We start from the raw sequence: 26,271 nt of genomic DNA, 5'->3' as shown, positions 1-26,271 counted from the left end.
TGTCCGTAAGGGTTGTGACCTTTTCATCCACCTATCGTGAAAGAATGACGGCAGGTTCCTGTTAGGAACGGTCTGTTCTTGCATACTACCATTCATCCAAGTCAGTAGTATGCAAGAGGTTATAAGAAATAAACCAGTATCCCCCTTCTCATTTAAATTTTAAATACGAATTGTTGATTGCTCATATAAACCGTTTTGTGAAGAATGCTCCACAATTTCCAATTGTGATGTTCTTTCCACGTTTTAATTGTTTGTAACCATTTTTTATATACTTTTTTCGTATTCGTATTCTTTTTACTTTCTTCCATAGAAGCAACAAGAATACGCAGTTTTGTTGTAATTTGGTTTTTTAATAATAAAATAATCTCTTTTGGTAATTGTTCTTGCAATTCTAATCCACGTCTTGCAATCGTGAATGCGGCTGTTTCATGAACGCTAATACCGTATTTTTTACTATATTTTAATTTTCCAATCACACTTGTATAAGCAGGATTCACTGTTTTGACAGAAAGCCCGTTGCGAAGAGCCATACGAATTAAATTGTTCAACATCTTTTTATACGTAAATTGATGGAAATTACGATTACTGTATTTATCAGTATCATGAGATTGTTGAAACTGTAAATCTTCTAAAACAATTCCACCTACATTGTTTTCCAACAACCATGTTTTAATTTGTTGTACGATTTGTCCAATTATCGTTCCGCGTTTGTTTGTTGAAAACGTATTAAGATTGTGTAGATAAAAAATTTTTGAATCTTTAAAATTACCTTGTTTTGTACATAAACTAACTGCAATACGGTCCGGATTTACATCGATTCCTGCCATTACATCTGATTGTGGTGTTTCCTTGAAATCTAGTACACGACCTATTTCCGTTTCATCAAACGTAATATTCACATAAAATTCACTTTGTTTACGAATGATTTCTACACTATATTTTTGATGCTCTATCATCGGTTTTCCTTTTGGATTTACATCGATTTTCTCTCCCATAACGACATTTGTAATTTGATGATAAAAACGATATGGAATGATAATCGGAACTTTGATTCGTGGGCTTTTTGTTTTTCCATTTGTTAGTCCTAATGGATTTGCAATTTCTAACCATCCTTGCCCACAGTCATCAACTGTAATGCGCATGTTCAAATTCCCTTTTTTGCTTTTATCTCACGAGAATATAATTGTCGTGTACGCAAATCTTTCCATTCTTGATTGGATATCTTGTTTTTCATTCTTTCATAGAAATTTTTCCGCCCACCAAAAATAATAGGAGGTAATGTTTCATTTTTAATATGTTTTGCATATGTTTCCATTCTTTGTTCTAATTTTTGTTTTCGTTTTCTTAAACCAATTAAACAAGTTTCTAATGAAACTTGTTTAGGTCTTTTTTTGCCGCTTTCATAATCATCTATTTTTTGTAACGTCTTTTCTAACTTTTTTTGATTGTTTTCTAGGTAAACTGGAAGAAGTTCTTTTTGAGAGGAAAGGATCGTTTGCGCTTGTAAAACCGCATCTTCACAAAAACGTTTATTTAACAAATATTTAGGCTGTAATTTTTTTATCAATTCTTTCTCGTTTTCGCCATCAATCAAACGATTCAAACTATATCGTTTTGCGCTTTCGAACGTACGAATCAAAGTAATTAAATCTTCCGTTTGTTCTTTTGTAATAGAACCGATTTTACAAGCCCGTGTTGTTTTCATCCTTTCCACCCTTTTCTAATACGGATTTTATTGCATTTTCTAATTTTCTACCTCCTCTTTTCCCATGAATTTTTGCAGAAAAAGAGGTTGTGATTGCTATAAGATCTTCCACTAATTCGGATTCTTCGTTTTTTTCAATGTGTTCTATCCGCAATAAAAACACCTTCTTCATCCCAATTCCGTAAAGTTTGTTGCGTTTTTCCTAATATGTTTGCAGCTTTCACAATTGAAATATAATTTTTTATTTTCATTACCTGAAAATATTATATGTTGAATTTTGTGAAAAAACATAACATATAATTGTAAATTTTTATAGTTTTTTATAGATTTTTATTTACTGTTATTTCCTCCTTCCCATATATTAGACGACGCACTGTATGAAAAAGTTTTATAAATTTATAAAAAAATTCGGTTGGCAATAACGTTTTTGATAAAACAATTCCTCAGCCACTTACATATAATAAACCGAATAGTCGTTACAATACATTCACCTAAAGAGCACCTCTCTCCCAAAGCGCTTTTTAAGTTTGCAATAAAGGTTGTGTCTTAGTTTTCTATCGCCAAGGTTCCCCTCATCGCTAAATTAAAAAGAGAACCGATTTAATTGATTCCTCTTTCATCCTAACACTCACTTAAAGAATCTAATATTTCATGACCATACAAAGATGGCTTGATAATATCAAAACCAATAAGTTCTTCACACTTCTTATCCGATAAATAACATACAAAAACCACCTAAAGGCTCTCCTTCAGGTGGTTCTCTATTTTATGCTAACGCAGCTGCTTGCTCTTGTTGATCTACAGGAATTACAGCATCTGTTAATGCTTTTTCTAATTCAGCTGTGTATTTCATTTCGACCCTAATAAAGATGGATTATGCAGCAGTTTCATAACAGTATAAATAAACACCTATTATGAGTAAAAAAAATCAGCGCACTACATGATAGCAAGTTAATTTTCAAATATCTTCTTGCGCATCATATTAATTTTATTATCTATTTGTATCATACTTACAAATAGAAGATATCCCACTGACGCACCGAGCATATTTATAGCAATCCGCCACACATCAAAAACATCAGACAAAGTTAGTAAATGTAATATCTCCCAAACAAGAAAGGTCATAACATACCACTTACGAGCTTTCTTATAGTTAGTCACTTTATTAATCAGCACTGGAACGAAAAATCCGAATGGAACTACTAATATTATATGTTGTAAAACGCTTAACCAATAAGTTGAGTTTCCCCAAGGACCTGGATGTGCAATAAAATCTTTAACTTGCCAAAGTGTTATTCCAAAAAGTTGTAATAACGTTTCTAAATCAGATATATGTAAAAATTGCTGCCAAAATTCAATGGGATGATAGACAGTCCCACCACCTGTCAAACTGCGAACAGAGTCAAATGTAGAAGTTGAAATAAACGTTCCTAAAAAGACAATAAAACAAATGATTATATAAGGAATACATAAAATTTTTGATAATACCTTTAATGGCCTAGGAACTTCGTATACCGATTTATTAATCTCTACGCCAATAACTTTTGATTCTCCAAAACTTTGAATCGCTTTATAAATCGCTTCTTTTTCATTCATACCTTGTTCCATATATTCTTCTTTCAAGCTGTTCAAGTGATCATACATTTCTAGAAATAACTCATCCTGTTCAATATCACTAAGTTCTGAATAGACTAAAATAGACTTAATATACTCATCAAATTCACTCATAAATAACTCCTTTCTGACAAGCTTGAATTAATGCTGTTACACTCTCCCAAGAGTTCACTTTCTTCTGCAATTCTTTTTTCCCTTTATCTGTAATAGTATAGAATTTCCTTTTCATCCCATTCTCAGATTCATTCCAATAAGATTCAAGAAACTCCTTTTTCTCTAATCGCTTTAAAGCAGGATACAAAGTTCCCTGTCCCATACTATACAAATCTTCACTTGCATCCTTTAAACTTTGAGCTATTTCGTAGCCGTATGTATCACGTTTTGCAATGATAGAAAGTAATAAAATATCTATACTTCCCTTCAAGATTTCTTTGTCCAACAATACCACCACCTTATATACATAGTATAACAACATATGTCGTTATACAACATAGTTAGAAAAATAACCCATAAAAAAACCACCTAAAGGCTCCCCTTCAGGTGGTTCTCTATTTTATGCTAACGCAGCTGCCTGTTCTTGTTGATCTACAGGAATTACAGCGTCTGTTAGTGCTTTTTCTAGTTCAGCTGTATATTTCATTTGTTCTTCTTTGCTCCAGCCTAGTTTCGCAGCCATGTAGTTGATTACTGCTTCTTTCCACTCGTATACCCAGTGGATGTTGAAGAATACAGCGCCTCTGCGGCGTACGAAGAAGTCAACTGGTTTTGCTGTCATTTCGTAATCCATTGCGTATACAAGTGGGATTAGAACGTCAAGCGGCATGTTGTATTCTTTCGCTTCTTCTTTATGTTTTTTCGCTAAGTCGAACAGTACATCAACGTTAGAGCCGTAGAATTTCGCGAACTCTTCTGCTTGTACTTTCGTTAAACCAGATTTTGTACCTTCGTCTGCTTTTTTCGCAACAAATGCTGGGAATCCGTGTGAACCATCTACATGTCCACCAGAGATTGGCATATGTTTCGTATCGCTCTTCGGATATGCGCTATGACCTTCTTTTTGTAATAAGTTCGTTACGTAATCTACTACCATTTCAGCCATTTTACGGTATCCTGTTAATTTACCACCTGCGATTGTAATTAAACCAGATTCAGAAGTCCAAATTTCATCTTTACGAGAAATTTCAGATGCATTCTTACCTTCTTCATAAATTAACGGACGTACACCAGCCCAGCTTGATTCAATGTCTTTCTCTGTAATTTTCACGCTTGGGAACATGTAGTTAATCGCATTAATGATGTATGTGCGATCTTCTGTTGTCATTTGTGGTACAGCTGCGTCTTTATCATAGAACGTATCTGTTGTACCTACGTATGTTTTTCCTCCGCGAGGAATCGCGAACACCATACGTTTATCTGGTGTATCGAAGTAAATCGCTTGCCCGAGTGGGAAACGTTTTTGATCAATTACTAAGTGAACACCTTTTGATAACTGAAGTACTTTTCCTTTTTTCGAGTTATCTTTTTCACGAAGTGTATCTACCCAAGGACCAGCTGCGTTTACAATTTTCTTACCGTAAACTTCATATACTTCACCGTCTAGTAAATCGATTACACGTACACCGCATACTTTTCCATCTTTATATAAGAAACTGTCTACTTTTGCGTAGTTAACAGCTTTCGCACCATGCTCAATTGCTTCTTTCATTACTTCAATTGTAAGACGCGCATCGTCTGTACGATATTCTACGTAGTAACCGCCGCCTTTTAATCCTTCTTTTTTTACAAGAGGCTCTTTGTTTAGCGTTTCTTCACGGTTAAACATCTTTCTGCGCTCGCTTCGTTTTACACCTGCTAAGAAGTCGTATACACGAAGACCAATTGATGTACTAAATGATCCGAACGTACCGCCTGTATGGAACGGAAGTAACATCCACTCTGGTGTTGTTACATGGGGACCGTTCTCATATACGATCGCACGCTCTTTACCCACCTCTGCTACCATTTTCACTTCAAGTTGTTTTAAATAACGTAGACCACCGTGTACAAGCTTCGTTGAACGACTTGATGTACCTGCTGCAAAGTCCTGCATTTCAAACACAATTGTTGATAACCCGCGTGTTGCTCCATCTAATGCAATACCAGAACCAGTAATACCTCCACCAATTACGATCACATCTAACTCTTGTTTATTTACTCCGTTTAATACGTCTTTACGTTGTTTACTTGAAAATTTCATGGTAATTCCTCCCTTTGATAACGAAAAAAGAGACCACAAACTCCGCTATAGATTTCGCCTCTATAGCGCGTTGTGGTCTCTCCAAATCTCCTACCGAATTATTAACTTGTCACCATTATAACACTGTTTATGATTATTTGAAAGCTTTTGTTGCTTCAATTGCTTTTTTCCATCCAGCATATAGCTCTTCGCTTGTTTCCGCTTCCATAGTTGGTTCAAAGCGTTTGTCCATATGCCACTGTGATTTTATTTCATCTTGGTTTTTCCAATATCCAACCGCAAGACCAGCTAAGTATGCTGCACCTAAAGCTGTCGTTTCGTTGATCACTGGACGCTCTACAGGAACATCTAAAATATCACTTTGGAACTTCATTAAGAAGTTATTTTTAACTGCTCCGCCATCAACGCGTAATGTTTTCAGTTTAATACCTGAATCTGCTTCCATTGCGCATAATACATCTTTCGTTTGGTAAGCTAAAGATTCTAGCGTTGCACGAATGAAATGCTCTTTCGTCGTACCGCGTGTTACACCAAACATAGCGCCGCGTACTTCACTATCCCAATAAGGTGTTCCTAGTCCAACGAATGCTGGTACAACGTATACACCGTCAGTTGATTCAACGCGAGAGGCATATACTTCACTCTCACTTGCATCTTTAAACATGCGCATTCCGTCACGTAACCACTGAATCGCAGAACCTGCTACGAAAATACTTCCTTCTAATGCGTAGTTCACTTTACCATCTATTCCCCATGCAATTGTTGTTAATAGACCGTGCTCAGAAGCTACTGCTTTTTCACCTGTGTTCATTAACATAAAGCAACCAGTTCCGTAAGTGTTCTTCGCCATACCTTCACCGAAACAAGCTTGTCCAAATAAAGCTGCTTGTTGGTCACCAGCTACACCTGCAATCGGTACATTTTGACCGAAGAAGTGGTAATCAATTGTTTCTCCATATATTTCAGATGATGGACGTACTTCTGGAAGCATACTCTTTGGTACTGTTAACATGTCTAGAAGCTCATCATCCCACTGTAAGTCGTGAATGTTAAACATTAACGTACGTGATGCGTTTGAGTAATCTGTTACGTGTGCTTTACCACCAGATAGTTTCCATACAAGCCATGAATCAATTGTTCCGAATAATAGATCCCCGTTTTCTGCTTTCTCTCTTGCACCTTCAACGTTATCTAAAATCCACTTTACTTTCGTTCCAGAGAAGTATGCATCAATTAAAAGACCTGTTTTTTCGCGAACCATTTCGCTATAACCTTTTTCTTTTAACTCATCACAAATTTCAGCTGTTTGGCGAGATTGCCATACGATTGCGTTGTAAATTGGTTTACTAGTTGTTTTATCCCATACAACCGTTGTTTCACGTTGGTTCGTAATACCGATACCAGCGATTTGTTCTGGTTTTACATCTGCTTCGCTTAAGCAAGTTGCGATAACTGCTAAAATAGATCCCCAAATTTCTTGTGCATTATGCTCTACCCAGCCCGGCTTTGGAAAATGTTGTGTAAACTCTTTTTGAGCTGAATGAACAATTTCACCTTTTTTATTGAATAAAATTGCACGTGAGCTTGTTGTTCCTTGGTCTAATGAAAGAATATATTTTTTCATATCGGTTTCCCCCTTATGCTACTTTTCTACTATTTGTATTGCTTCCGCTTTTTTTACTTGTCATATAAGAGATTGCTAGTACAATCACAGTTGCGATAATCACATAAATAAGTGCTGAATTTTGTTTTCCTTCAAATACAACTTGATGGAATAAACCTGCAAGTGATCCACCTAAAATTGGACCTACTACTGGAATCCATGCATACTTCCAGTTTGAACCGCCTTTTCCTGCAATCGGAAGGAAGAAGTGTGCGATACGCGGACCTAAATCACGTGCTGGGTTAATTGCGTATCCTGTTGTCCCACCTAATGATAAACCAATACTTACAATTAAGAAACCTACGATAAATGGATTTAATCCATCTGCAAATTTATTTGCACCAATTGCTAATATACCAAATACTAAAACGAATGTTCCAATCATTTCACTTAAAAGGTTTGCAAATGTGTTCGGAATTGCTGGACCTGTTGCAAATACGCCTAACTTTGTTCCTGGATCTTCTGTTTCTTTCCAGTGTGGTAAGTAATGTAAATATACGATAACTGCCCCGATAATTGCCCCAATCATTTGTGCTACGATATAACCTGGTACGTCACTCCATGGGAACGCTCCCTTAAATGCTAGTCCTATCGTTAAAGCTGGATTCAAATGTGCCCCACTAATTGATCCAACCGCATACGCTGCAACCGCTACTGCTAAGCCCCAGCCCATTGTAATAACAATCCAACCTGAATCTTTCGCAAACGATTTCTTTAAACTTACACCAGCACAAACGCCGCCACCAAGTACGATTAACAACGCAGTCCCTATTAACTCTCCTAAAAATGCTGACATAGTATCCCTCCACAATCAATTTAAACGCTTCCAAATGTGATAGAGGTAAAATGAATGGCCATTCGTTTTTGTCAAAAGAAAAAGACCCACAGCTTTGCACGCTTCTATATAAATTTATATAGAAACAATGAAATGTGGATCTCTTCTTTTCTCCGTCACGTTTATTAACTTGTCTATAATGTTAACCTCTTATGAAAGCGGTGTCAACAGAATTTTTTCACATTTTCGTCACTTTTTTTGGTAATGTTTCCATAGTTCGCGTTTTGACGTCGTAATCGCTGTCGCACCAGCGTTTAAAGCTCTTTCCACATCTTCTACAGTACGAATAAAACCACCTGCTAAAATCGGTACACCAGTACGCTCTTTCACTTCAGCGATAATATCCGTCATTGCTCCTGGAAGCACCTCAATATAATCCGGTTTCGTCTTATCTAAAAGATTGCAGCTCTTCTCCATCGCACTCGAATCGATTAAAAAGATGCGTTGTATTGCCACAACACCTTTTTGCTTCGCCTTCATAATAACGCTCGCCTTTGTCGAAAGTAACCCGTACGGTCTAAACTCCTGACATAAATATTCCGTCGCATGCCCATCACTCTGCAAGCCATGAATTAAATCCACATGTAAAAACACCTTTTTACAATATTGCTTCGCAAGTGATATAACACTCTTCAATTGGCCGACATGAATATCTAAAATAACGATGTATTCATACGAACTATGTAATAGCTTTTCCAAATCTTTAATTTGCCTCACTGCCGGCAAAATCTTCTGTTCATGAAATTCCATTCTCTATATCCCCTTCTTTATGTCATCCTATCCTTTATAGTACACAATTTAAGTGAAAAGAACAGCTAGTGTAGGGGATTTCTTTCAAATCTTTCCTCTATTTATATATTTTCTTCAACTTATCCGATCCCATACCACCTATAATCATGAATGCAAGGGGCAAAAGATTCATTACATATGGCGCATCTGCTACAATTGTAATACTTGCTCCTGCAAACTTATTTAGCATCCATACAACGATTTTTGCAATAAACAAAAATACTCCTATCATAAATAGACTATCAAAAAACACCTTCCATTTTGGATACGCCAATTGCTTACTATCTTCAATTACTTTCTGCGTCAATTCTTCATCACTCCTTAGCAGTTCATCAATTGTAATACCGAACAGATCACTTAAATGAATAATAATTTCAATGCTCGGATAGTTCTTTCCCGTCTCCCATTTCGAAACAGATTGCCTGCTCACATGAAGTTTTTCAGCCAAATCATTTTGCGACCAATTTCTTTTTTCCCTTTCTTCTTTTAAACGCTCACTAAAAATCATACTGTGTTTATCACCTCTCTATACCCATTATGTTCAAATAAATGATGAAGAGTAAAGCTAGTTATCGTTGCATTTCCTGCGCAACTTATGCGTTACAGCTTATAATGGCGCTCTTTTATATGTATCTCCCCTATACTATGCTCCAATAATAATTTCCCGAACAATAATACAAAGAACGGATACTAATAAAGACTAGATTAGGCATAAAAAATACGCCATCCCTTCTTATCAGTCTCCAGAAAGAATAACGCAAATTTTCATTTTTACTCATCATTTTTCGGACTATATGAAAACCCCGGATATTTCACAACAGGCCTCTTCTCCTTACGCAGGGAATCCATTACTTGCGGGCCAACATGTATATTACTCTCCACTATTTCTTTAGGAGTCAGTGCCATCCATTGATTTAACGATACATCTTCAAAACGATTACTTCTGAACATCTCTAAAAACCATAATGTTTCGGTACCTGTATTTTGAATATAATGCCCCGTCGCAAACGGTACATATCCGACATCGCCAGCTCTATAATCAAATGTACGAGCGGTACCATTTCCAAGAAACACAGTCATTCTCGCTTCCCCTGTCAAATAATATTGCCATTCATCATTATTCGGGTGCCAATGAAGTTCTCTCATTCCACCAGGCTCAACCTCAACGAGCGCTGCTGCGATTGTTTTGGAAATAGGGAAATTTGTAGAATCTACAATTCGAACGCTACCACCAGGCGTCTTAATCGGCTTTTGTTTTAACAATTCATGTTTAAATGTTAAAGGAACTTCTCCTTTCGGCGATTGAATTTCCTGACTTTCAAGCGAACCTGGCACCTCTCCTTGATAAATATAAACTTGATCTGAAGGGATAGAACGAAAAGCACTCTCAGGCACTCCGAAATTAGCCGACAACACTTCTTTTGGCGTATGCGCAAACCAATCGGAAATAGCTAAAGTAGATAAATCAGAAAAATGCCCATCATCGAAAACGAGTAGAAATTCACAATGTTCCAATCCTTGAATGGAATGCGGAATACCAGGCGGAAAATACCAAAGATCACCTGGTCCAACATCAGCAATAAAATTCCGTCCATTTTGATCAACAGCCGTTATGCGCGCCCGTCCTAAAAGCATATACGCCCATTCCGCTTCTTTATGCCAATGTAGTTCTCGTACTCCACCGGCCGTTAAACTCATATTTACTCCCGCAATCGTCGTCGAAACCGGTAGTTCCCGAGCAGTAATCTCCCGAGACCACCCGCCTTGTTTCAAAATCATAGAAGTGTCCGAAAATGAAAACTTCAAGTTAGGAACTAACCCTGCATCCGTTATAGGCGGAACAAGCATATTCGGATTTTGAATATCCCGCATAACATTACGAGGTCCAGAATCAATCGCACCTGCTCCGTCGCTGCGGATTGGTTGTGGCACATTCCCTCCCGCTTCATTAACAGTACGTTTCTTCATGATTACACTCCTTTTTCATCCGATTAGTAAGTAAAAAGCCTCCATCATAGTGTATGAATTGGGCTTTGGATGGTTACAGTTACTATGTAGTTACATTATCTTCCTATCATTATCGTTTTGTTCATTTCTCAACTTATACTAGTATGGACAGCGTCTGGAAAGATAATGAAGAAATTAAATTAAAACTAATAAAAAACCCTGTAAAATTTATTACAGAGTTTTTCACCAATTATTTATTGTTTTACATATCGAATACGAACATTATCGTCCATTTGATAAATTTGTAATGTGTTTCCATCATAGTTTTGCAATTTATACATGATACTATCATTTGTTAACTTTACTTCTTGACCGTCTTTAACTGCTTTTGTTACTTTTAAAGATAACTGGAATGATGGGACATCCACCGTATATGTTCCTGTTAAATAGTTATCTTTATTCGGATAAGAACCATTCGCATAAGACTCAAATGTTTTATCACCTTTTAGTACTAGCGTAGTTTTTACGCCACTGCCGTAATCAATACCCCAATTACCAATAATCTCAGTACCATCTTTAATGTTCTTCTGCATGTTGCTATAACTAATTCCTAACTCTTCACTTGTACCAACTGTATCTACAAATACCCCAGTTTTTGCTTGACTTTTATCTGTTTGAGCCTGACTGCCAGTAGTTGGGTTTGCCTGTGTAGAACTACTTGTTGTACTAGTAGATTTTTCCGTGGTTGTATCACCTTTTACTTCAGCCCTTAACTTATCAAATGTAGGTTTCCAAATACGTTTTGCTTCCTCTAATTTTATATTTGCTTTATTTAAGATTTCCTTATCAGTCTCTAAGCTAAAACCTTTATCGTTGAATAACTTCTCTATTTCACCGAATGTTTCTCTTAGTTTACCTGCAGCTCTTTCAATCTCTTTTTGGTCTTCTTTATGTTTTGGCGGTGCAGAAATCTTCTCTATCTTATCAAATACTTTATAGATGTCTTTAACACTATCTAATACCTCAGCTTTTGATTTACTTCCGTTTCTCAAATCCCTTACAGATGCATCATAGTAATCAAATCGTCTTAACATATCCTGTTCAATGTCTAATAAATATTGTGCATAATCTTCATCTAAAACTCGAACCTTTTGAACATCTTTACTTTCTTCTTTCGAATTAGTTGATTTTTCTTTTGTTTCAGAAGACTTAGCTTTACTTGTTTCTTCTGTCTTTGCTCCACCTAAACTCAGTTGTACTTCACTTTTCTTTTGTTTGTATGATTTTACGTCTGAATCTGCTATTCCTTCAATTAATTTCATTGTATTTTCAATTTGAGTAGCACTATTTATGATATCTGCCTTGTACCTTTCAACATCTGAACCAGTTACCTTACCAGTTGAAGAAGTTGAATTATTTGAAGAAGAACTTGGTTGACTACTTGATGAACTACTGTTTGTACCTTCACCTTTCGCTACAGACAAGCTATCCTCTTTCTTGCCATCAGTTGACTTACTCTCTTTTTCAGAAGTCTTATTCTCTTTCTCTACCTTTTGCGTTTCTTCTTTCTTTGGTTCAGCTTTCTTACCATCAGTTTCAATTGTAATACAACCACTCAATAACATAACTGGTAATGCTAAACTTACTAATTTCTTTGCTTTCATGATTACTAATACCCCTTTATTTGTAAAATGTAGTGCAAACAAGTTAATATACTTAACTAATAAATTTCCCCCGAATAATTTATTAAAATCTACTATCCATAGATTTCCTGTATATTCATAATCTTTCCATATATATATATCGTTTTACAAAGAATTACATATTCGATCAAAGGGATTTATGTAGTCTTTAAAAGGAAATTTACTAAACGAAAAGAAAATTTTAACAACAATGAAAAGAAGCTAACAATAAATTGTTAACTTCTCAACCGAAAGTAAAATACTATCTTTCCTTATCTTCTAATATCTAGGTTGTGATTGAATATTTGTAAGATGAACATCATACATATCAATGATTTCAAGAAATCTATCAGCTTCACGGAAAACATGGTCTGCCAATAATGGATGAATGATGCTCTTTATTTTACATTGCTCAATTAAATCACGTGCTGTTTTCTTAAAATCCCGAAGAGATGCAACCGACACACGATTTTGATCTAAAAATTGATCTAAAAGAGGGGCTGTTTGGGATTGTGGTTTCATAGATTCTAAGTCAATTGCTTGATACATCAATTCATCAAAATCATTGCTAAAATTCCGCGCTGTATCTACAAGCTTTCTTTCCGATGGATCAAGAAGATGACCAATAAATTTAGCATGGTCTGCCATAATCCGTAAAAAGAAAACATTTTCTTTAATAATAGCATCAGGAAGAGCATCTAATTTACCTTCATTTAATTGTATTAAACGTTTTCTAAAATAATCAGCTTCCCTACTTGTATGGTCAACTAAAAGTGGAAAATTATTTTGTCCTGGCAATTTACATGTGAGAATTAACCCTAAAATTTTCCGTTTAAATCCCCAAATATTAGTTGCGGCTTGTTGTACTTCTGCATTAAATCTTTTTATTTGCTCAGGATCTGTTTCATTTGTATAGGAATGCGCTATTTGTTCAATATGTTCAAACAATCGATAAAATTGATTCGCCTCTTCGATTAGTTGAGTATCCTCGCACCTAAATCCTAAACGAAGAAAAAAAGAATGCTCCTTCATGATTCTAGACCAAAAACGAATTTCATTTAATGAACGCTCAACAAACATTACAGATGTAACACCTGTATCCGGATGTAATGAAGTTTCATCCCTATGCATTGTTAATCCCCCCCAGTAAAATCCCCACTAGTTCCATTCTTATGAGTAAAAAAATATATAAATACCATCAATAAAAGTTTATGATGACTCTCTTATACATGTAAAATTAAACTAATATAACCTTAGCTTGATGAACATATACTGCTCCCGCAGAAGAAAAAAAGCTACCACCGAGATGTAAAATCCTACTAGGTGGTAACCTTTCAAAATTTCTATTAAAGCAATACCGAATCTTTATCACTTTCCTGATTACGTTTCTCACGCTCTTCTTCTAAACGCTTCATATATACTTCGCCTTCTTTTTCAATAAACTCATTATCCATATCTTGCTCTTTTTTCGAAGTATATAAAACCATGTAGCCACTTAGTACAATCCCGACAATTACAAGATACACCCACCATGGTAAAGTTTCCAAATCACTTCATTCCTTTCCTTAGACAAGCCTTATTAGTTTCACTCTATGAGGAAAGAAGTGGATTTATACCTAAAATTTTATTGTGGATGCTTCGCGAAAAATGCTTGTACATATTCCATAAACTCAATTGGTTCCTGACGAAACGGTGCGTGGTATCCTTTTTCAATAATATGAAACGTACTATTTGCAAATAGCCCATGATACAGTTCACCATTTTTCCAAGAAACGCTCTTATCGTGTCGTCCCCATATAATTAAAGTCGGCACCTTAATCTTATCGGCTTCCATCGCGATGCGGCGCTCTCTCATTTTCGTAAGCTGATCATAATGCTCTTTATCATCACGACTATTTTTCACTTCATTTTTATTATACTTCGTAATCTCGGTTACAGTTTGTAAGTCCGTCGATAGCGGTGGTACTTCATAACTTTCTTTTTGCTGGAAAGACTCTATCCCTGTAGCATCCGCCAAGATGAGATGCGTTACTGCATCCGGATATAAATACGCTAAATTGAGGGACATCTCTCCGCCCATCGAATGGCCAAGCACCGCAAACTGATCGTATCCGAGCTTCTTCATTAACTTATAATATAAATTCACTTGCGCAGGAAACGAATACTGAAAATCAACTGGCTTAGAAGAACGCCCAAACCCTAAAATATCAACCGCAATAATCGTATGGTCTCGCGCTAGTTCCGGATAAATATCACTAAACCCATCAGAAGAACCACCAAACCCATGCAACATGAGTAACGGCGGTTTTCCCTCACCAATTTGCTTAAAATAAATCGTCTGCCCATCAATTTGCGCCATACTCTCTTTCGTATTCAGCTTCATCATAACAGTATCTTTCACTTCTTCAACCTTCGCAATCGGCTTATCAACGAAGTTACATACGATAAGCAAAACAAGCACAATACCGCTAATCAAATAAAACTTAAACCGTTTCAAAGTTCCCGTCTCCTTTCTCTTGTTGTTATTTAAAGTTTTTACATTTTTTGGTTATTTTATGTTCTCTTTTTAATTGTAACTAAAACAGTTACAATTATACTAAAAAATATAACTCATTTCTGTTACTAATGGTTATTCTGTAACCATTATAGTTACATATTTAAAGTAAGTCAATTCTTTTCTCTACATGACCTGAAAATAGAAAAAAGGACTTCATGTTGAAGTCCCTTTCTTTGTTATTATAGTTGGCTTACTCCGCCGTCGCCTCTATTATCTGCTGGTGCTCCTCCTGTGTCTCCAATGTTAACGTAGTCTGGTCTTGCTGGTGCCCCTCCTGTGTCTCCTATATTAACGTAGTCTGGTCTTGCTGGTGCTCCTCCTGTGTCTCCTATATTTACAGCTTGATTTGTAAAAGAACTATTGAACCCAATTGATAATACCCCTACTAATGCAGTCCCAACAATAGCCAAACGAAATTTCTTCATTATTTTAACGCTCCCTTTTCCAATATATTTTTTTGAGCCTTATTATTCATATAAAAATATTTACTTGCCTTAACATGATCATCACATTCATAAAATTTCAGTGCTAAAATTTCAGTGTATTCTTGAATACAATCCCATAATCTTTCTCTCTCAAAATAAGAAAGTCCTTCTAAAATTACATCTTCAATAATTGATACTGAAGATTTTCCATTGAGTTCTTTCAAAATTTTAAACCGATGTTGAAATTCTTTTTCTCCTAAATCAACACAAATATTTAAACCTTTTTCAACAATTGGATTCGCTAAATTATATTGTCCTAATTTGTAATGTTCATGTGCTTCTACAAACAAGGCTTTAAAGTGTTCTGGGTAATTTTTGGTCACCTCAGATATATGACGAATCGCTAATTCTGAAAGATTTTGACTAGCATAAAGCCAAGCTAAATTATGCCGAACCATTAGCATATATTTTTTTTGATCTGCTTTTTGCAATACTTCCATAGCAGAATTAAAGTTTTCTTCCGCTAATTCATAGTGATCTATGTCTACACAACATAGTCCAAAAGCATTTTCACATAATCCTACTTTTATTTCATAGCCTGGATATTGTAAAAATGCTGCTTTTGCCCTATTCAAGTAATCTATTGCATGAACTTGGTCATATTTTTGATAATAGAAATTCCCCATCCGATAATTAAACTCCGCATGTTCTATCGGATCGGCAATATATTTCAATAACTTCTCAGCTTGCTCATACTGTTCTTTCGCTTCATTATAATTTGAAATTAATGTGCAATGAAACCCTTTAAAAAAGTGATAGTAATAAGCTAGAACACCTTCTGTTGGAATTTCGAAAGATTCCACTTTATCAAAACTATCTTCTCTAACTGAAATCCAATCAACTAATGCATCATATCTAAAATTCAACAACGCATGATAAAGCAATACATCCTGATCCACGTCCAACCCACTAATCTTACTTTCAATCTCCTCTTTCATTTCCGTGGCCTTCTCTATGTTTTGCTGTAACATTACACGATACCAATCATCTAAAGAATGTTTCATTTGCTCCCGCGTTACTACATCTGCTCCCATACACTCGCATCTCCTTTTCTCAAACTTACAAAATTAGTATTTTTATACAATTATCAAAATTGTATATTACCACTCCTTTTCTATGCATTGAAAAATAATTATCAGAAAATTTAATATTTTGATTAATTATACCAAAGTTTTCCTTTTTAATAACTTGAGAAACAATTGTCAGAAAACTTACTAGGATAAATAAAAAAGCAAGCAGTTCCAGCACTCCGCTAAAACTACTTGCTCTCCTACTTACTATCTCTATTTTTACTCTTTAATAAATTCCTTCGTACTTCTCACTGTATCAATTGGACGAACTAATTTTTCAATTTCTTCACGTTTTGGCTCTAGGAATGGAGGTAAAGATAATTTTTCACCAAGTGTTTCGTATGGCTCATCTCCCATAAATCCTGGGCCATCTGTTGCGAATTCAAATAAAATTTGTGGTGCAACTCTTGCATATAATGATTCGAAGAAGTGACGGTTTACATATCCAGATGAAGGAAGTCCTACGCTACTGATTCTCTCAATCCATTCTTCTAATACAGCGCGATCTTCTACGCGGAATGCCGCATGGTGCACTGTACCAAAACCTTGTTGTGCTTCAGGAAGAACTGTATTATGTTCTACAATAACAGATGCACCGTTTCCGCCTTTGTTCACTTCAAATAAATAGAATTCCCCTTCTTGCGCAACCTCTTTAAATAATAGAACTTTTTCTAACACTTCTTTGAAGAAGCTAAAGTTTGCAATACGGATAAATACAGGTCCTAAACCAGTGATTGCATATTCTAATGGTACTGGCCCGTTTTGCCACGGTGTACCTGATTCGATTCCTTTATCAAGTTCATCTGAGATTAATTGATATTGTTGGTCATCAAAGTCAACGAAAGAAAGAGTTTTCTTACCAAATTGCTCTTTAATTCCTGTATGTTCTACTTCAAGACGGTCAAAGCGTTTCACCCAATACTCTAATGCTGCATCAGTCGGAACACGGAATGAAGTTTTTGAAATTTCATTTGTACCGTGTACACCTTTCGGAACACCTGGGAAATCAAAGAATGTCATATCTGTTCCTGCACTACCTTTATCATCTGCAAAGAATAAATGGTACGTTTGAATATCATCTTGGTTTACTGTTTTCTTAACTAAACGCATTCCTAAAACGTGAGTGAAAAACTCATAGTTCTTTTCTGCACTACTTGTAATCGCTGTAACGTGGTGAATTCCTTTTAATTGGTTCATTTTATATTCCTCCAATGTTTTTTAATTTATATTTTCTCTCCTATTACTTCTCTTCAATAGGTGCTAAATTCGCTTCAATCTCTGCACGCTGATCTTCTAAGAACGGTGGTAAATCAAGTTTTTCTCCTAAATGTTCCACATCTCCATCAACTGTAAATCCTGGTCCATCTGTCGCAATTTCAAAAAGGATTCCGTTTGATTCACGGAAATATAAGCTTTTAAAGTAGAAACGGTCGATGATTCCTGAAGAATGGAAGCCTCTTTGTTTCACCTGTTCTTCCCAATAAGCAAGCTCTGCATCGTTTTTCACGCGAATTGCTAAATGGTGAATGCTACCGCGGCCCGGTTTTTCAGTAGGACCATCTAAATATTTCACAACGATTTCTCCAAAAGCCTCTCCTTTAATGGACTGGAAAATTGCTTCTTGATCATTTCGGCTAACCTCTGTATAACCAAACATCTCTGTAAGTGTACTCGACATTTTATCAAGTCTACGAACTGTCATTTCCACAGAACCCATTCCTTGAATTTGATGCTCTGCAGGAACTTCTGATTTCTCCCAAGTTTCCCAGTGCTCTACTTTTTCTCCGTTTGAAACGAGTAATACTAAGCGAAGACCTTCAGCATCCTCAAATTGCAAAGCAGGACGATTTGCATATGTTGTTATTTCACTATGTTTCACATCAAATTTCTCAAATCGTTCTTTCCAGTAATGTAAGCTATCCTCTGAAGGAACGAGCAATCCAATTCGAGTAATTGCATTTGTACCACGATATGTTCTTCCTACTAAAGGAATTTCAAAAAATGATAATTCCGTACCTGGACTTCCTGTTTTATCCCCATAAAATAGGTGGTACATTGACGGATCATCTTGGTTTACTGTCATTTTCACACGACGTAAGCCAAGCACGTTTTTATAAAAGTGATTATTTTCATTTGCATTTTTCGTAACCATTGAAATGTGATGATGCCCTTTAATTTCATACATTGGTTATTCCTCCGTTTCGTTTTACTAGTCAAGTGATAACTAAAAAAATAACATTTCCCACAACTAATATGGTTTTTAGCTTTTCAATTTATTCTTAATTATGTTTTTGTAAATTCATCTTAGTTTTTACTGTATAAGTTACTTTGTTTTTTAATCGAAAACAACTGAGTGTATGTTTTTCATATGACTCAATCGCTTTCGTTACTATCACTTTACACCTCAAGTGATTGAAAAGCAAGAGAAAAATCTCGAATTCGAGATTTTTTTTGTTAAATAACATTTAGGGTGTAAAATCTGATTATTTACGTAATTGACATTCTATTAAAACGCTCATTTACAGAAGAACATTATTCAAGTGAAGCCCTCTATAATTCAATTACAACTCCTTGAAAGTTTATGATACTATCCTGATCACACTTTTTATATTTAATGTTTTAAGGAAAAAAGCTATACTATAAGCGAAACTAAAAATCAGAAAGGAAATACCAGAACATGGAAAATTATATGCTATTTATCCTTACAGCACTCCTTATTATAATGATGCCTGGTCCCGGTTTTGCTTTAGTTACAAAAAACACTATCTCTCATGGTAGAAATGGTGGGATAAAGACCGTCTTAGGAACGGTATCTGGAATGATGATTCATACAATAATGGCTACACTAGGACTCTCTGCTATCTTAATGAAATTTGCTATGCTATTTACATTAATAAAATATGCTGGGGCATTTTATTTAATTTATTTAGCTGTAAAGTCAATTAAAAGTGCCTTTTCTAAAAAAGAAGATATGTCAGGTTCAGTGGAAATAAACTCTAAGGATATTGGAACGGTTAAAAGTTTTAGACAAGGATTTACCACGGCAATCTTAAACCCAAAAACGGCTGTATTTTTCCTTAGTTTTCTACCCCAATTTATTGTGAGTAATCAAAGTCATTTCTTCCAATTTCTTTTGTTGGGATTCACATTTACGACTTTGACAGCAATATGGTATTTACTTTATATCTCTCTAATACGTCAATTAAGAACTTTTTTAAGAAAAGAAAAGGTGAACCGTACAATAGAGGGTATTACTGGCACAGTATTATTAGTATTTGGAGTTAGGCTATTTTTCCAAAAATAAATATGTAATAGAGAGAGTTTAAAACTTTCGGTTTTTCCAATAAATGAATCAATATAAAAAGTATGGCTTTCAAACAGTAAAAAAGTGAACAAACGGGTGTGTTTGTGGAATAAGCTTCAATAAAATAACCAAACTTTTTATAAAGAAGTGAATCGATTATATTAAAATTGATATAAAGGCGTTATCCTTTCCTATGATTTCTCAGAAAGAATAACGCCTTTTTCTTTTTAGAGGATATTTTGTCTAGTTAGCTTGATAGCGATGTGGTTCTATCCCTTATAAAGTGAAACTTTAATCAGTGGGGGTTTTGTTCATCCCCCACTGATTATTAGTTGAACCAATCGGGCTTTTACGGACAGTTGATCCCCCACCTAACTTCTTTGCTTCCGCTGAATTTTGAGGTCGGGGTCTTACTGCCCGTTAATGCGGGATAAATGTTACAAAAACATTTATAATAGCTCTAACTTGCACAATGCTTCCCGTTAATATAATACGCTGATTCTGTGAAAACCGTAAATACAACCTCTACTTCTGGAAGTCCAAAATCCATTACATATGTAGTAATGGCCTTGGCAAATCGATCACGAATTTCCTGTCCACGCTCGAACCATTTCACTTCAATAAGAGGAAACGCTTCTATTTCTTCTCCATTGAATATAAACGTAGAACTTGGTAGTTCCAACGTAAAATTATCCGTACCACACTCACAAATCTCTGCGAGCTCTTCTACTAATGGCTTGCTTATGTGTTTTAATTGTTCAGTAGTAATTCCACGAAACACAATATGCGGCATGTAAATCCCTCCTTTAGATAGTTTTATATTTGCCCACATCATAGCACAATTCTCCCACCTTTTAACAAAAATAGATGCTAAACAAGTTTCAACTCTTATTTTTAGGCCTGTTATACAGGCTGAAGCGATTCTAAGTATCTGCCATATTAAAGTTGATATGCTCCCATTCTAGTGGTGAGATATGTTTTAATCGTTCTTCGTTAACCCCATGCGTACTTCTTAACTATTTCATTTAATTTTTAATAAAGAAAACAGCCTCACTAAGCTTTTAAAACTTAATGAGGCCACTTTATTCACACTTTTAATTATGGAACGTCGGTTTATAGAACGAACGATTATCAAGTGCGAAGACACGCTCTGTGTATTCGCCTGGTTTTGTGCGTCCTAATGCGCGGTCCATCATGTTCATTTTTGCATCTAAGTTATCGATATAATGCAGAATTTCTGCTTCTTTTACTAATGGTGGTTTTGGGCTACCCCATTCTGCTTTTCCGTGGTGAGAAAGGACGATGTGTTGAAGAATTAATACTTCTTCTGCATCGATTTGCAATTCGTCTGCTGCTTTACCGATTTCGTTCACCATGATAGAAATGTGGCCTAGTAAATTTCCTTCTAACGTATACGTTGTAGAAATCGGGCCAGATAGTTCAATTACTTTACCAAGGTCATGTAAAATAACGCCTGCATATAGTAAGTCTTTATCTAATGATGGGTATAGATTTGAAATAGCTTTCGCTAAATCTAGCATCGATACGACGTGATAAGCTAGTCCAGATACGAACTCGTGATGGTTCTTTGTCGCTGCTGGATATTCTAAAAATTCGTTTTGATGCTTATTTAACAAATGTCTTGTTAGACGTTGAATGTTCGGATTTCTCATTTCAAATATGTATTGTGTAATTTTCTCAACCATATCTTCTTTTTTCACTGGTGCTTTTTCTACGAAATCCGAGATGTCTGTTACTTCATTTTCATTCGCAACACGGATTTGTTTCACACGTAATTGAATACGTCCTTTGTAGTTTAAAATATCACCAGCTACTTTAACGATTGTTTCTGCTACATATTGTTTCTCAACTTCTGGTGATACGTCCCATAGCTTCGCTTCAATATCTCCACTTGGATCTTGTAAGATTACTGTTAAAAATGGCTTTCCATTACTTGCTAGACCTTTTGTCGCTGTTTTAATTAACAAGAAAACATCGACTTGTTCACCAACTTCATATTCTGCAATTTTCTTTTTCATTCGAATTCCTCCACCAAATCAGTTACTTTTAGTATAGCATATCACAACTCATTTTCTTTACGCTTATGTGTTAATTTTACAATCTGTTTTTCTGTAAAATACGCGAGTAAATGCGCATGACATGTAAAGAAGATGACTTGTCTATCTTTTGCGATTTCCTTTATTAGTTCAATCGTTCGATCCGTCCTTACCGCATCAAAGTGCACGAAACTATCATCAATAATAAATGGGTAATCATGTTCAAATGTTTTCGCAAGTGCAAATCTCAGCGATAAATATAACTGCTCCGCTGTCGCTTGGCTTAGTTCATGACTGTAAAAACGTATACCGTCGTTACGTTCAACAATGAACGGCTCCGCCTCTGACGGTGAAAAGATTTTACTATAGCGTCCGCCCGTTAAATAGACGAAATACTCTTCTGATTTTTGTAAAATACGAGGCAGATGCACTTCATGATAATATTGCTTCGTTTTCGTTAACACCGTTTTTGCGGCCGCATAAGCAGCCCATTTCTTCACTTGTTCACGCAATTGCGCTTTTTTCATTTCCCATTCATGCATTAAATCTCCGTACGTACTACCTTCTTCTAAATTCGCAATTTCCATACGATGTTTCGCGATGCGCTCTGTCAGTTCTTTCTCTTGCGCCAGACAGTTTTGTACGACTGTAATTTCTCTCTTTAATTTCTCTTCATAACCGTCAGCTTCGTAATGTTCAGCTAATGATAAACTCTTTAAACGCTGTTCTAACAGATCAATTTGCGGTAATAAACGCACTACTTGTTTCTCAGCATCTTCACGTTTTTCCGCCAGTTTACCCGCTTCTAAAAACATCTCTTCATCTGTAGTCTCTGCAATATTCCATAATGCATTTCGTTCTACTAACAGTTGTTTCAATTGTTCTTGCATAAACTCATATTCTTCTTGCCATTCCGCCAGTTTTTCTTTTAACTGCTTACAAGTTTGGCGCTTCTCTTTCTCATTTTGCATACGACTTTGTGCCCCGTGTAGCTTACTATACTCCGCACTACCGATAACAGCTTCTAGTTTCTGTTCAAAATGCGAAATCATTTCATATAATGAAGATTTTCGCGTGCCTTGTTTTTCTAACTCCCGATATAATTGCTGCATTTTTTCAATACGCTCAAACGCTGGCAATATGTGTGCATACGTATAAAATTCTGGGAACATATAGCGCGTTTTATATGCATCTACTTGTTCTCCCGCCTGGAACGTTTCTCTCTCCCATTCCTCATACGATGAAACGACTTTATCATAAGCTCGCTCCATTTGCTGCAATTTATAAGACTCACGCTCAAATAGTTTCCGAATCTCTTCATCTTTTTCTAACTGATAGCGCACAGACAGCGCTTCTTCACTTTGTCTCCCGCCAGCACTTTGCTGAAGAGTAAGAAGCTCTTCTTGTAATCCGCTTGATGGATCTTTATATAAAACAAGAGCAAGGACAATCCCTACAAAAACAATAACACTAATAAATAAGAGCGGGCGGTTATCAATAAATAAACTCGTGAATAAAACAAGCGTGTTAATAAGAAGTAACAGAAGACAAATTCTTTGCCACTGCTTTTTCTTTTGCATAGCCGCTCCTGCTTTTTCCTCATACTTGCGCTTCATTCTCTCTGCATCCATACCGATAAACGCCGCGTCTTGGAACGATTTCTCTTTCTCAACTAACGTATTTCGCTCTTCATCAACTAACATTTGTTTCTGAATCTGTCTTATATTTTCTTCTTGTTCTTCTAATTGCTCTTGCGCTACTTTAAAACGATCATCAAGCTGTGCTTTTTGCGTTTCTAATTCACGTGCCTTTTGCACGGTTTGCGTAATTAATTCTTTCGTTGCCAAACTCATGTCAAACGCAAGAACCGCTTCCTTTTCAAAAGTAGCACCAATTTGTTGTTCTAGTTCTGCAATTTCTTCTTTTATATTCGTAATACTTCCTGTCATATCACGCATTTCTTGGCACGCATTTTCATAAGACAAATGCTGCATACGAAGTTCTTCTACATAACTTTCTTTTCGTAAAAACTCTTCATCTATTTGAATCGAGGCAATTTCCGATTGCACTGTCTCGATTTTCTTATGGAGCGAATCAACTTGTAACTGAAGCGGCTCCATCTTCGCCTTAATCGTTTCATAGCGCGCCATTCCGTTTACAGGAAACTGCCTGCTCTCATTTTCTAACACTTTCTCATGCGCACGCTTTTCAATAACGAGGGGCTCAAGCGCTGCTAATATTTCATAATCTTGCTTTCGCCTTTCTGCACTCTCTTTCTCTCCGCGAACAGAAGCAAGCTTCTCTTCACTTTCTTTTAACTGCTCCACTTGTTTTTCATACGTGCCAATTTTTCCTTGCCACTCTTTCATCTTCTCTTCAAGCTTCTTCATCTCTTGCAGTGACACGTTAATTTCCGGTTTACGCCCACTCGGTTTAAAACGCTGATCCATTTCTTTTTCTAGCTTTTTATCTAACTGTAATAGCGCATCGCTTCCGACTGCACTTGCTGAAAATAAATAATTGCCAATATCCGCTTCGCCGAGCTGATGAATATTTTGAAGACCATGCATATCAAATGAAAAGACCGATTCAAATAAACTTTCATTCATCCCGCTTAATATATCGTTTAAAATTTCCTCGCCGCCCGTTTTCCCGTCTTCAAAATAAACGGTCACCTCGCCAGCTGCCGTCTTTGGCAATCGTTCAATTTTCAAACGGCCGTACTGCTCTGTTTGTACAGTCATCGCACCGCCATACTTCCCGCCTTCTTTCGGCTCATAACGGCGCTGTCCTCTCGTCGGAAAACCGAACAGAATACTTTTCATAAACGAGCGAATTGTCGATTTCCCCGCTTCATTTTCACCGTATAGCACCGTCAGCAAGGAAAGATCCATTTCCACATTTTCTAATTTTCCGTACCCATAAATATGGAGTTTTTCAATTCTCATTTTTTATCCCTCTCTTGCTGGAATAATTGCTCTAAAATAATATTTTCTGCTTCCTTTTGAATCTCTTTCTTCTCGTCTTCTGTAAAAGATTCAATACTATTACGCGCTACAGGAGATGTCCAAATGGTGCGCAACACGCCGTCCATATTTGTGAAAGCTTCTAGCTCCTTTAGCACACTACCGACGAAATGATTTTCCGCTTTCAAACGTTCGATTTCCGCAAAAGAAACCGTCTCATTTTTCCACTTCATTGCATATACGAAATCTTTTCGCTCTTCGCCAGATGCTAAAATGTGAAAAATCTCTTCCACACGCTTTTCGTCACGCAAATAAGAAGAAAGTGGGCCCTGCCCTGTGAATACGACAGTTAAAAGCGTCCCTTCCTCTTCTCTTCGGCACTCATTCATCGCAGTTGACATGCTCGTCATAAGTTCATCAACAGTTTCAAGTCCATCAATACAAACTTCGATCTCATCCCATACAACATCTGCCGTATGGAAAAATGAGCAATGCGTTCCTTGTTTCGTAAGTTCAATAAGGTACGCACCCTTCTCACCTGTTTCCTTACGATGACGACCTTGTATGTTCCCTGGATAAATAATGTATGGCTCTTCTGATAAAATTTCACGTTTATGTATATGGCCAAGAGCCCAATAATCAAACTGTTTTTCTTTCAACTCACGAATTTGAAACGGTGCATAGCGATTATGCTCTGCATCTCCTTCCACACTTCCGTGAAGCATGCCAATATGAAAAGGCGCATCACTCATTTTCGTATACTGCGCTGTCATATTATCCGTTACCGCTTGCTGCAAATAACTAAACCCATAAATAGAAGCTAATAGCTCACCATTTTTATAAAATGATTTCTCTTCTACGTAAGGCTCCGTAAACACATGAACATTTTCCGGAAACTCAATCGCTGCCCAGCTTCCTCCTAAATGATCATGGTTACCGTGAATAATAAAAACAGGGATATCGTACTGCGAAAGTCTCTTCATTTGCTCACGCACAAACACTTGCGCCCTCAAACTTCTCGTCTCCGCATCATACAAATCCCCAGCTAGTAATACGAAATCAACGCGCTCTTGAATCGCTTTATCAACAATACGCTCAAATGATTCAAACGTACTTTGCTTCATTCTCTCCCAAACAGACTGCGCAACATTCATCTCCATTCCTTTAAACGGACTATCCAAATGTAAATCAGCCGCATGTATAAACTTTACTTGTTTCACAAATAACGATCCTTTCTATCTTTCAAAAGTTTCATTTTATTAAAATTAACATCGCTGAAAACTAATCATCATCGAGAATGAAAATATTCTCGATGATTAAAGTTTCATTCTATTTTACCACGCAATGTCATATATTTCTTT

The 26,271-nt window shown here is 36.2% G+C and carries 22 protein-coding genes and 2 pseudogenes; 1 reads left to right on the top strand and 23 read right to left on the bottom strand.

What is annotated here, in order from left to right; all coding sequences use genetic code 11:
- Positions 1-152: 152 nt before the first annotated feature.
- The 19 genes and pseudogenes from DN400_RS10955 to DN400_RS10865 form a co-directional block, all read right to left on the bottom strand.
- Positions 153-1,705: pseudogene (locus tag DN400_RS10955) on the bottom strand (IS200/IS605 family accessory protein TnpB-related protein).
- On the bottom strand, positions 1,683-1,868 hold the full coding sequence (locus tag DN400_RS10950; protein ID WP_033685918.1) for a resolvase: 186 nt from the start codon (positions 1,866-1,868) through the stop codon (positions 1,683-1,685). Before DN400_RS10950 ends, DN400_RS10955 begins: the two are co-directional and overlap by 23 nt.
- Before the next feature lie 458 nt (positions 1,869-2,326).
- A pseudogene (locus DN400_RS30285) lies at positions 2,327-2,431 on the bottom strand (DUF2283 domain-containing protein); the annotation flags it as partial.
- Between the two features lie 225 nt (positions 2,432-2,656).
- Positions 2,657-3,433, bottom strand: coding sequence for a VanZ family protein (locus DN400_RS10940; RefSeq protein ID WP_065228416.1), 777 nt, complete (start codon positions 3,431-3,433; stop codon positions 2,657-2,659).
- The gene (locus DN400_RS10935) at positions 3,426-3,758 is read right to left on the bottom strand and encodes a PadR family transcriptional regulator (RefSeq protein ID WP_000356630.1); all 333 of its coding nucleotides are present in this window, start codon (positions 3,756-3,758) and stop codon (positions 3,426-3,428) included. Before DN400_RS10935 ends, DN400_RS10940 begins: the two co-directional genes overlap by 8 nt.
- A 114-nt stretch (positions 3,759-3,872) precedes the next feature.
- A complete protein-coding gene (gene glpD / locus DN400_RS10930; RefSeq protein WP_029442064.1) occupies positions 3,873-5,555 on the bottom strand; it encodes an aerobic glycerol-3-phosphate dehydrogenase in 1,683 nt (560 codons plus the stop codon).
- A gap of 133 nt (positions 5,556-5,688) precedes the next feature.
- Positions 5,689-7,179, bottom strand: a complete 1,491-nt coding sequence (gene glpK, locus DN400_RS10925) for a glycerol kinase GlpK (protein ID WP_063546700.1) — start codon at positions 7,177-7,179, stop codon at positions 5,689-5,691.
- 13 nt (positions 7,180-7,192) lie between these two features.
- Entirely contained in the window at positions 7,193-8,014 is an 822-nt protein-coding gene (glpF, locus tag DN400_RS10920) for a glycerol uptake facilitator protein GlpF (protein ID WP_001272200.1), read from the bottom strand.
- A 228-nt stretch (positions 8,015-8,242) separates the two neighbouring features.
- Positions 8,243-8,803 (bottom strand): glycerol uptake operon antiterminator GlpP, encoded by a 561-nt coding sequence (gene glpP / locus DN400_RS10915; protein ID WP_000394286.1) that lies wholly within the window; start codon positions 8,801-8,803, stop codon positions 8,243-8,245.
- Between the two features lie 97 nt (positions 8,804-8,900).
- A complete protein-coding gene (locus tag DN400_RS10910; protein WP_000577655.1) occupies positions 8,901-9,350 on the bottom strand; it encodes a helix-turn-helix domain-containing protein in 450 nt (149 codons plus the stop codon).
- A gap of 263 nt (positions 9,351-9,613) precedes the next feature.
- The gene (locus DN400_RS10905) at positions 9,614-10,810 is read right to left on the bottom strand and encodes an oxalate decarboxylase family bicupin (RefSeq protein ID WP_000747514.1); all 1,197 of its coding nucleotides are present in this window, start codon (positions 10,808-10,810) and stop codon (positions 9,614-9,616) included.
- Positions 10,811-11,043: 233 nt separating this feature from the next.
- A complete protein-coding gene (locus tag DN400_RS10900) occupies positions 11,044-12,111 on the bottom strand; it encodes a DUF3994 domain-containing protein (RefSeq protein ID WP_422109769.1) in 1,068 nt (355 codons plus the stop codon).
- A gap of 639 nt (positions 12,112-12,750) precedes the next feature.
- Positions 12,751-13,602, bottom strand: coding sequence for a DUF2935 domain-containing protein (locus DN400_RS10895; RefSeq protein WP_000554479.1), 852 nt, complete (start codon positions 13,600-13,602; stop codon positions 12,751-12,753).
- Positions 13,603-13,817: 215 nt separating this feature from the next.
- Positions 13,818-14,018, bottom strand: a complete 201-nt coding sequence (locus DN400_RS10890; RefSeq protein WP_000449225.1) for a sporulation YhaL family protein — start codon at positions 14,016-14,018, stop codon at positions 13,818-13,820.
- 77 nt (positions 14,019-14,095) lie between these two features.
- Complete coding sequence (locus tag DN400_RS10885) at positions 14,096-14,968, bottom strand: alpha/beta fold hydrolase (protein WP_000819465.1); 873 nt, start codon at positions 14,966-14,968, stop codon at positions 14,096-14,098.
- Between the two features lie 239 nt (positions 14,969-15,207).
- Complete coding sequence (locus tag DN400_RS10880) at positions 15,208-15,453, bottom strand: Phr family secreted Rap phosphatase inhibitor (RefSeq protein ID WP_000714518.1); 246 nt, start codon at positions 15,451-15,453, stop codon at positions 15,208-15,210.
- Positions 15,453-16,547 carry a response regulator aspartate phosphatase gene (locus DN400_RS10875; RefSeq protein WP_098562260.1) on the bottom strand — a complete coding sequence of 365 codons (1,095 nt, stop codon included), beginning with the start codon at positions 16,545-16,547 and terminating at the stop codon, positions 15,453-15,455. Before DN400_RS10875 ends, DN400_RS10880 begins: the two co-directional genes overlap by 1 nt.
- Before the next feature lie 255 nt (positions 16,548-16,802).
- Complete coding sequence (locus DN400_RS10870) at positions 16,803-17,780, bottom strand: ring-cleaving dioxygenase (RefSeq protein WP_001072581.1); 978 nt, start codon at positions 17,778-17,780, stop codon at positions 16,803-16,805.
- Between the two features lie 43 nt (positions 17,781-17,823).
- Positions 17,824-18,768, bottom strand: a complete 945-nt coding sequence (locus DN400_RS10865) for a ring-cleaving dioxygenase (protein ID WP_000272974.1) — start codon at positions 18,766-18,768, stop codon at positions 17,824-17,826.
- Positions 18,769-19,260: 492 nt separating this feature from the next.
- On the opposite strand from DN400_RS10865, the gene DN400_RS10860 reads away from it, so the two are divergent.
- Complete coding sequence (locus tag DN400_RS10860; RefSeq protein ID WP_000433006.1) at positions 19,261-19,887, top strand: LysE family translocator; 627 nt, start codon at positions 19,261-19,263, stop codon at positions 19,885-19,887.
- A gap of 460 nt (positions 19,888-20,347) precedes the next feature.
- On the opposite strand, the gene DN400_RS10855 is transcribed toward DN400_RS10860, so the two are convergent.
- From DN400_RS10855 to DN400_RS10840, 4 genes are all read right to left on the bottom strand, one after another.
- Complete coding sequence (locus DN400_RS10855) at positions 20,348-20,680, bottom strand: DUF1904 family protein (RefSeq protein WP_023521344.1); 333 nt, start codon at positions 20,678-20,680, stop codon at positions 20,348-20,350.
- A 301-nt stretch (positions 20,681-20,981) separates the two neighbouring features.
- On the bottom strand, positions 20,982-21,926 hold the full coding sequence (gene yhaM, locus DN400_RS10850; protein WP_000726652.1) for a 3'-5' exoribonuclease YhaM: 945 nt from the start codon (positions 21,924-21,926) through the stop codon (positions 20,982-20,984).
- A gap of 41 nt (positions 21,927-21,967) precedes the next feature.
- A complete protein-coding gene (locus tag DN400_RS10845; RefSeq protein WP_098562261.1) occupies positions 21,968-24,892 on the bottom strand; it encodes an ATP-binding protein in 2,925 nt (974 codons plus the stop codon).
- Positions 24,889-26,130: a metallophosphoesterase family protein gene (locus tag DN400_RS10840; RefSeq protein WP_016513175.1), complete on the bottom strand. Its 1,242-nt coding sequence runs from the start codon at positions 26,128-26,130 to the stop codon at positions 24,889-24,891. Before DN400_RS10840 ends, DN400_RS10845 begins: the two co-directional genes overlap by 4 nt.
- Positions 26,131-26,271: the final 141 nt, after the last annotated feature.

Origin of the sequence: Bacillus sp. AR8-1, from assembly GCF_008042345.1 — a bacterium.
GTDB lineage: Bacteria > Bacillota > Bacilli > Bacillales > Bacillaceae_G > Bacillus_A > Bacillus_A cereus.
This window is presented reverse-complemented; position numbering and strand designations above follow the sequence as displayed.